Below are 8,241 nucleotides of genomic sequence, written 5' to 3' on the forward strand. Positions count from 1 at the left end.
GTTCAGTGGGCGGTGAGGGGTCAGGGGGCGGTGAGGTCGCCGTAGGTGTCCGGCCGCCGGTCCCGGTAGAAGGCCCAGCGGTTGCGCACCTCGGCCAGCAGGTCCAGGTCGAGGTCGCGGACCATCAGCTCGGGCTCGTGCGCGTCGCCGGTGCCCTCGACGAAGGTGCCCTCGGGGTCGACGAAGTAGGACGTCCCGTAGAAGTCGTCGTCGCCGAGATCCTCGATCCCGACCCGGTTGATGGCGCCGACGAAGTACTCGTTGGCGACCGCCGCGGCCGGCTGCTCCAGTTTCCACAGATAGTTGGAAAGGCCCCGGGATGTCGCCGACGGATTGAACACGATCTCGGCGCCGTTCAGGCCGAGCGCCCGCCAGCCCTCGGGGAAATGGCGGTCGTAGCAGATGTAGACGCCGACACGCCCGATCGCGGTGTCGAAGACCGGGAATCCCAGATTCCCCGGCCGGAAGTAGAACTTCTCCCAGAACCCGGTCACATGCGGGATATGGGTCTTGCGGTACTTGCCGAGATAGCGACCGTCGGCGTCGAGGACGGCCGCGGTGTTGTACAGCACCCCAGGCTGCTCCTGCTCGTACATCGGCAGCACGATGACCATGCCGAGCTCGGCGGCCAACGCCTGGAAACGCTCGGTCGTCGGCCCGGGGATCGACTCGGCGTAGGCGTAGTAGGCGGGGTCCTGCACCTGGCAGAAGTATGGGCCGTAGAACAGCTCCTGGAAACAGATCGCCTTCGCCCCGTCGGCGGCGGCGGATCGGGCGTACTCCTCGTGCGCCTTGATCATCGTTTCCTTGTCGCCGGTCCAGCGAGCCTGGACGAGAGCGGCTCGAATCACCCTTGACATGCCTGCACCACCCCTGTCGCCTGACCATCTGGCCCGCCGGGTGTTCGCCCTGGCGATCTGTCGTAGAAATCTGCTGTGGCAGGTTTGCCGGGGCCGCTTCCGCGCGCCGTCACGGGTCGGTCCGGCGTCATTTGCCGTACCCCGTCGCCGGTCCGCGCACGCCGGAGGCTCAGTTTTGCGTGACCGCAGACTACTGTCACACTTCAACCCGGACAATCGTCCTGTTGTTACCATTTGTTGCAGGCGGGGGACGAACGCCGCCCAGGGCTGGACCTCGGCGGCGCCGCTCAGGCGCTTGGGGCTACTCCACCCCACCGCGGATGAGCCGGGCGGTCTCCTGCGCGATCCGGCGCAGCGACTCCTGCGGCAGCTCGGCTTCCGCGGTGGACGCGCTGACCTGCTGTCCCGGATGCAGCCCGAGGTAGACGGCCGCGGCGAGGGCGGCGCCGATCGCCGGCGCCAGGATGAACAGCCAGAGCTGCCCGAGCGCCCAACCCCCGACGAAGACGGCCGGGCCCAGCGAGCGGGCCGGGTTCACGGAGGTGGCGTCGAGCGGGATGCTGACCAGGTGGCACAGGGCGAGGACCAGACCGATCGCGAGGCCCGCGAAGCCGAACGGCGCCCGGACGTCGGTCGCGCCGAGCACCGTGAACACCAGCAGCGCGGTGAGCAGAATCTCGACGAGGAAGACGCCACCGAGGCCGTAGCCGCCCGGCGAGTGCACGCCATAGCCGTTGGCGCCGAGCCCCTGTACTCCGGCCGAATACCCGACCGGTCCCGCGTCGGCGAGCAGCCAGACCGTCCCCGCGGCGACGATCGCGCCCACGCACTGCGCCGCCACGTAACCCAGCGCGTGCCGTGGCTCGATCTTCCGGCACAGCAACATCCCGAGGGTCACCGCCGGATTCACGTGGCAACCGGAGATCGGCCCGATCACGTATACCAACACGAGCAGCGCCAGGCCGAATGCCAGCGCGACCCCGAGCACGCCCACGTAGTCACGCGCCAGCACAGCCGTCCCCACCCCGCCGAGAACCAGCACGAACGTTCCGAGAACTTCGACCAGGTACCTACGCACACGACACCCCCTCCGTCGCCGAGACCGCCCCGGCGGCAGCCGGCAGACATGTCGATTCAGTTACTCCAAGCACGTGAATGCTTCCACAGAGTCTCCAACCCTGCCAGATGATCATGTGCTAACCCATCGGCGGACCGGCCGGATCCGCCGCGACAGTCCCGGCGCGCGCCCATACTCGCCCCGTGACCACAGCACCGGCGGCGCCCGGCGACAACAGCGGCAGGGACGACGCCAGCAGCGCCGACACCAGCAGTAGCAGTAGTGGGCTCGAACCGGGCACCGAACTCGCCGAGGAGGCGGCGCGTTACGCGCGGCTCGGCTGGATGCGGGCGACCTCCGGCAACCTCTCGGTGGTCGTTGGGACGGATCCCATCCGGATCCTCGTCACCGCGAGCGGCCTGGACAAAGGCGCCCTCACCGCGGCCGACGTCGTCGAGCTGGACGGAGCCGGGGTACCGACGGGACGGACGCCGACCGGGCTGGCGGCGACGCCGTCGGCGGGCGAGTCACGGACGGGCGATCGTCCGCGGCGGCCGTCCGCGGAAGCCGTCCTACACGCCCGGCTGATCGGGCTGACCGGGGCCGCGGCGGTCGTCCATCTGCACACGGTCGCCTCGGTGCTGGCCGCCGACCGGTTCCCGGACGGGCTGACCCTGCGTGACCACGAGATGCTCAAGGCACTCGGGCGCGCCGCCGAAGGGGATCCGGTCCGGCTGCCGGTCGTTGCGAACAGTCAGGACATGGCCGTACTCGCCGGGCGGATGAGCGCGGCGTGGGACCCGGCGACGCCCGCGGCCCTCGTCGCGCGGCACGGGATGTACGTCTGGGGCGCCGACCTGCTCGCCGTGCGGCACCGAGCTGAAGCGGTGGAGTGGCTGTGCGAGTGGGCCGTGCGAACCGCCGAGCAGACGGTCAGCTGACCGAGGTGACGGTGGAGACCGGGCCGCCCGGCTCGGCGCCGTCCTCGGTGACGAGGAGGCTGACCAGCTGGGCGGGGGTGACGTCGAACGCGGGATTGAAGCCGCGGACGCCCGGCGGGGCGGTCGCCCGGCCGGCAAGCGAGAGCACTTCGGCGCCGTCGCGCTCCTCGATCGGGATGTCCGCCCCCGACGGGGTGCCCGGGTCGATCGTCGAGCGGGAGGCGGCGACGACGAACGGGATGCCCGCGTAGGCGCAGGCCAGCGCGATCCCGACCGTGCCGACCTTGTTCGCGACGTCCCCGTTGGCGGCGATCCGGTCCGCGCCGACCAGCGCGACGTCGACGAGACCGCGCAGGATCGCGCCCGCGGCGGCGCTGTCGGCCTGGATTCGGCAGTCGATGCCGGCGCGGGCGAGCTCCCAGGCGGTCAACCGGCTGCCCTGCAGCAGCGGCCTCGTCTCGTCGACGTGGACGACCTCGACCGCGCCGCGGGCGTGCAGCTCTCGGATGACGCCGAGCGCGGTCCCCCACCCGGCGGTCGCGAGCGAGCCGGTGTTGCAGTGCGTCAACACCCGCAGGGGGCGCCGGGTCGTTCGGGCGAGCACGCCGTCGGCGCCGTGCCGGCCGATCGCCCGGTTGGCGGTCTCGTCCTCGACGGCGAGCCGCTCGGCCACCGCCAGCACCGCCGACATGCCGTCGGGAATCCGCCGGGCGGCCGCGTCGACGCCGGCGGCGAGCGCCAGGGCGGTCGGGCGGGCGGCCCGCAGCCGGCCCAGCGCCGCGTCGAGCCGCCAGGTCTCCCAGCCCTCGCGCTCGGCGCTGCGCAGTGCGAGCGCGACGCCGAAGGCCCCGGCGACCCCGAGCGCGGGCGCCCCGCGCACGGCAAGGCGGCGGATCGCGGCGACCAGCTCGTCCGGGTCGTCCACCTCCAGGTGGACGAGTGCCTCGGGCAGCGCGGTCTGGTCGAGCAGGCGCAGTGAGGAGCCCGTCCAGACCAGCGGCCGCGGCTCGGGCCCGCCGGCATCCACCATGATCGGACGGTAGCCGATACTCACGGGCCGCGCACCGGGAAACGGCCGAGATGCACCCGCCCGGCAGCACCGGGCGTCGCCCTTGACCCGCGCCCCGGCCCGGCGGAACATTGACAGGCGATGACGTATCTCACGACGTGGGCGGCCGAAGCCCGGCCGCGCCTCCTCGAGGAAACCACCGATCCCGCGCGCATCAGGGCGGTATTGGCCGGAATAGCCGTGCGTTTTGAGCGGTGGCCGCTCGCATCCGGCCTGCCGGCCGGCGCCGGAACCGAGGAAATCCTCACCGCCTACCGCTCGAGGATTGACGAACTGACTGCTGCGGAGGGATTCGTCCTCGTCGACGTCGCCGCCCTGCACCCGACTACGGCAGAGAACTGGCGCGAGGTGGCAGCCGCCGCGCGGGAGCGCTTTCTCGCCGAGCACACCCACGCCGACGACGAGATTCGGTTCTTTGCAGCCGGCAGCGGCGTGTTCTACCTGCACGTCGGCAGCCGGGTACAGGCGGTGCGGTGCGAGGCCGGCGATCTGATCAGCGTGCCGAAGGGGACGACCCACTGGTTCGACATGGGCGTCGATCCGGATTTCGCCGCGGTCCGGTTCTTCCGGGCACCGGATGGCTGGGTCGGCGCCTTCACCGGCAGCGACATCGCCACCCGGATTCCGGACTTCGACGACCTCGCCCGCCGGGCCGCCGCCAACGCCCAGCCGGGCACCGCCAACGCCCAGCCGGCCACGCGGAGGCCGGCGGCGGCCTCATGAGCCCGCCGCGCCTGACCGCCGAGCTCGCCCTGCTCGACATCGAGGGGACGACAAGTGCCACCGACGCGGTGCTGGGCACCCTGTTCCCGTACGCCCGGGCGAGACTCGGGCCGTGGGTCCGCGAGCACGGCGACGACCCCGAGGTGCGCCGGATCGTCGACGAGGCCCGGTCGCTGCTCGGCGATGCCGACGCGCCGGTGGAGCGGGTCGTGGCCACGTTGACGCAGTGGAGCGACGACGACCGCAAGGCGGCGCCGCTGAAGGCGCTACAGGGCCTGATCTGGGCTGCGGGTTTTGCCGCCGGAGAGCTTACCGGCCAGCTCTTCGACGACGTCGCCCCGGCCTTGCGGCGCTGGCACCGGGCGGGAGTCCGGCTGGCGGTGTTCTCCTCGGGTTCCACCCGAGCCCAGCGGGCCTGGTTCGCCGCGACCCCGGCAGGCGATCTGACCAGCCTGTTCGACGGGTACTTCGACATCGACAGTGCCGGGCCCAAACGCGCCCCAGCCGCCTACCGCCGGATCGCCGCGGACCTCGCCGTGGTGCCGCAGCGCGCGGTGTTCGTGTCCGACGTGTCCGCCGAACTCGACGCCGCGGCGGCCGCCGGGTTCTCGACCATCGCCGTCCTGCGCCCCGGTGAGCCGCACCGCGACGCCGGCGGCCACCGTTGCGTCACGTCGTTCGCCGAGATGGCCATCGACGCGGCCTGAGCGCTACCCGCAATCGCCTCGGCCGCGCCCCGGCCGGCCCGTGATCCACCCGGGCCGCTGGCCGACCCAGTCGATTCCGGTTCAACCCGCAGCCGGTTCAACCCGCAGCCGGTTCAACCCGCAGCCGGTTCAGCCGCGGCTCTCCCGGGCATTGGCGGACAGTGCGCCGAGATCGGACGGCCAGTCGGCAAGGTCGGATTCGGATGTCGGGCCGGGCGGGCGACGCGACGCGCCGCGCCCGGCTGCCCCACAGGTCATCGGCTGAACGGGAATCTGCTCGCCGTACTCCAGGTAACCGGCCTGGCGGGGGGTGCGCCGCAGGCGGGCGGCCGCGGAGACGCGGCGGGCGTGCAACGGCGGGAGCAGCCGGTCGACCTCGTCCACCGGCACGAAGGCGAAGTTGACGAGCTCGTCCATGTCGAGCCGGATACGCTCGCGCCAGGAGGCGGGCAGCAGTCCGCCGTCGAAGACGAACAGCAGCATCTCCCCCTCCAACCAGCCGTCCTTGGGACGCGGGGCCCAGTCGACCGCGAGGAGCTCGCCGATCGGCGGGGTGATGCCGAGTTCCTCCTCCACCTCGCGCACGCACGCGGAGTACGGAGATTCACCGGGCTCGACAAAGCCACCCGGAATGTCCCACCCGGGCTTGTAGGACGGTTCCACGAGCAGGACCCGGTCATCGTCGTCGAAGAAGAGGGCGCCGGCGGCTACATAGGGCTTCGCCATGGGCGGGATCTCGCCACCGGAGACCGAGCGGGTCACGGTGGGCACTCCACCGTTCACCGGATAGTCCGCCGCCCCCTCCGGCGAACGCTGTTCGCGTCCGACGACATGCGCTCCGTTATGAGATCCGCTTCCGTCCGTCATCCTAGAACTCTCGCGATCTTCATTCATGTCCGTCCTCATCTGGCACAGGACTGACGATCAGGCCGGCAGCCACGAAGCGGACCGCCTGCGCAGCCGCATCACCGATACCCGACCACGAAATGGCCGACCTCGCCAGCGATTCGCGGCGACCTCGGGGAAGTCCACGCGCCGGAAGCATGAACTTCCAGGCGAGCATAATCCACGAGATCGCGCGTTCATTTCGTTGACATCTTGCGGCGTCCCGAGCATCCGGGACGAGCTGGTGCGCCAACTAAGGCGGGTACTCACGACGATACGGAAAAATCCCGCGTTCCGACCGGCCCGCGATGAACGGCGGACTCTGCCGGAGACGCCCCACGCCGCCCCGAAACGGAAGGCAGCACACCTCACCAGCGGATAATATTGATCAATGCCGACGCAGATGCGGAACTTTTTTCGGAATTGACCCGCAGATACGGATGCACTCCTCGGCCCGGGGTGTGCCGGCACCCGGGTCCGACCAGCCCGGCCACCGCGCTCGCGCCGGCGATCGGCCGATCCGACGACGACCCTACGACCACCACGGAGAGCCACTCCCACCTCGGGACGAGCCGACCACGGATGCCGACCGGCCCCACACATCCACCGCCCACCGCCGGGGCGATGTGATTCCCGTCATCCTCGATGATCCGCGCCGGTTCATACACATGTCGAGCGATTTGGTGAGGTCACTCGAGCGCAAATCATCGGACCGGCCGCCGCACCTGATCCGCCCGCCTGAGCGACCACAGGGCCAAAACGATCCACGAAAGCCACCATGGCGATCCATTCGTGCACCAGTGGTGACTGGCTTATGCGAATGGTGGACCTACCGTTTCGCCTTTGCCCCGCGGGGGGGCGCGCGGAGGTCCTGGGCCGGCCGGCGCCGCGACCCTGGGGTGATCATCGTTCGCGCAGGTGGCGGACGTGCCCGGGCGGCCCTCCGGGCACGAGGCCGGCCCGCCCCATCCGTCCTGGTTCTCTTGCCAACGCCGTTAGGTTGCCCTAACTTAGCTGAGGTTAACCGCAGGTGACGGACCGCACATGCCGGAAGCTGCGGACGAACAGAGACGGAGGCCGGATTTGCTCCCCACGTTTGTGATCGGTCTTCGGGAGGGCCTGGAGGCGTCGCTGATCGTCGGCATCGTCGCGGCCTTCCTCCGGCAGCGAGATCGCCGGGACGCCCTGCGCCAGGTGTGGATCGGCGTGTCGCTGGCGCTGCTGCTCTGCTTCGGCATCGGCATCGCGCTGCACGTCCTGGACCGGGAGCTGCCCCAGCGCCAGCAGGAGGGGCTCGAGACGGTCATCGGGCTCATCGCGGTGGCGATGGTGACGTACATGGTGGTCTGGATGCGCCGCCACTCCCGGGATCTGCGAGGGTCGTTGGAGTCGGCCACGGCGTCGGCGTTGGAGAGCGGCTCGACCCGCGCGCTGGTGCTCATGGCCTTCCTGGCCGTGCTGCGCGAAGGCTTCGAGACGGCCGTCTTCCTCATCGCCGCGTTCAACGCGAGCACCTCGCCGGCCTCGGCCGGCGGCGGCGCACTGCTCGGCGTGCTGGTGGCCTCAGCGGTCGGCTTCGGCATCTATCGCGGCGGCGTGCACATCAACCTGGCGCGCTTCTTCCGGGTCACGGGCTTCGTCCTCGTCCTGATCGCGGCCGGCCTGCTGGCAACCGCGGCGCACACGGCCCACGAGGCGGGCTGGCTCGACCTCGGCCAACAGCGGACGTTCGACCTGTCGTGGCTGGTCCGCCCGGGTACGCCGCTGGCAAGCGTGCTGACCGGGGTGCTGGGGTTGCAGCCACGGCCCGTGGTCGCCGAGGTCGTGGTCTGGCTGGTGTATCTGCTGCCGCTGGCCGCCTACGTCGCCTGGCCGGCCCGTCGTCGCCCACCGGCCGGGCCCACGACCGCCGCGAGGCGGGGCACCGAGGGAGCGCCGGCCACCGACCCGGCGCCCGCGGCGCCGTGACCACGCCCCCGTGACCACGCCCCCGTGACTG

At 71.1% G+C, this 8,241-nt stretch carries 8 protein-coding genes; 4 read left to right on the top strand and 4 right to left on the bottom strand.

Translation table 11 applies throughout. The features are described from left to right. Positions 1–20 precede the first annotated feature (20 nt). Positions 21–860, bottom strand: a complete 840-nt coding sequence (locus NBZ85_RS23570; RefSeq protein ID WP_261553858.1) for a nitrilase-related carbon-nitrogen hydrolase — start codon at positions 858–860, stop codon at positions 21–23. Positions 861–1,161: 301 nt separating this feature from the next. After that, a complete protein-coding gene (locus tag NBZ85_RS23575; RefSeq protein ID WP_261553857.1) occupies positions 1,162–1,938 on the bottom strand; it encodes an aquaporin in 777 nt (258 codons plus the stop codon). A gap of 182 nt (positions 1,939–2,120) precedes the next feature. Here NBZ85_RS23575 and mtnB point away from each other — a divergent pair, with 182 nt between their 5' ends. Further along, positions 2,121–2,858 carry a methylthioribulose 1-phosphate dehydratase gene (gene mtnB, locus NBZ85_RS23580; protein WP_261553856.1) on the top strand — a complete coding sequence of 246 codons (738 nt, stop codon included), beginning with the start codon at positions 2,121–2,123 and terminating at the stop codon, positions 2,856–2,858. Here the strand turns inward: mtnB and mtnA are convergent. Next, positions 2,851–3,912: an S-methyl-5-thioribose-1-phosphate isomerase gene (gene mtnA / locus NBZ85_RS23585; RefSeq protein ID WP_261553855.1), complete on the bottom strand. Its 1,062-nt coding sequence runs from the start codon at positions 3,910–3,912 to the stop codon at positions 2,851–2,853. The two genes, mtnB and mtnA, sit on opposite strands and share 8 nt — an antisense overlap. A gap of 96 nt (positions 3,913–4,008) precedes the next feature. Between mtnA and NBZ85_RS23590 the strand changes: the two genes are divergently transcribed. Next, positions 4,009–4,650, top strand: a complete 642-nt coding sequence (locus NBZ85_RS23590) for a 1,2-dihydroxy-3-keto-5-methylthiopentene dioxygenase (RefSeq protein WP_261553854.1) — start codon at positions 4,009–4,011, stop codon at positions 4,648–4,650. Beyond that, positions 4,647–5,357 (top strand): acireductone synthase, encoded by a 711-nt coding sequence (gene mtnC / locus NBZ85_RS23595; protein ID WP_261553853.1) that lies wholly within the window; start codon positions 4,647–4,649, stop codon positions 5,355–5,357. The genes NBZ85_RS23590 and mtnC overlap by 4 nt, the downstream gene beginning before the upstream one ends. 129 nt (positions 5,358–5,486) lie before the next feature. Here the strand turns inward: mtnC and NBZ85_RS23600 are convergent, their stop codons facing one another. Next, positions 5,487–6,140 carry an NUDIX domain-containing protein gene (locus tag NBZ85_RS23600; protein ID WP_261562614.1) on the bottom strand — a complete coding sequence of 218 codons (654 nt, stop codon included), beginning with the start codon at positions 6,138–6,140 and terminating at the stop codon, positions 5,487–5,489. 1,185 nt (positions 6,141–7,325) lie between these two features. Here NBZ85_RS23600 and efeU point away from each other — a divergent pair. Beyond that, positions 7,326–8,210, top strand: coding sequence for an iron uptake transporter permease EfeU (efeU, locus tag NBZ85_RS23605; RefSeq protein WP_261553851.1), 885 nt, complete (start codon positions 7,326–7,328; stop codon positions 8,208–8,210). Positions 8,211–8,241 lie beyond the last annotated feature (31 nt).

Source organism: Frankia tisae (assembly GCF_025403405.1).
Classification (GTDB): Bacteria; Actinomycetota; Actinomycetes; order Frankiales; family Frankiaceae; genus Frankia; species Frankia tisai.

Excerpts from the sequence above, each read along its gene's own strand:
- NBZ85_RS23570 (WP_261553858.1), bottom strand. The coding sequence starts at position 860 with ATGTCAAGGGTGATTCGAGCCGCTCTCGTCCAGGCTCGCTGGACCGGC.
- NBZ85_RS23590 (WP_261553854.1), top strand. The coding sequence starts at position 4,009 with ATGACGTATCTCACGACGTGGGCGGCCGAAGCCCGGCCGCGCCTCCTC.
- mtnC (WP_261553853.1), top strand. The coding sequence starts at position 4,647 with ATGAGCCCGCCGCGCCTGACCGCCGAGCTCGCCCTGCTCGACATCGAG.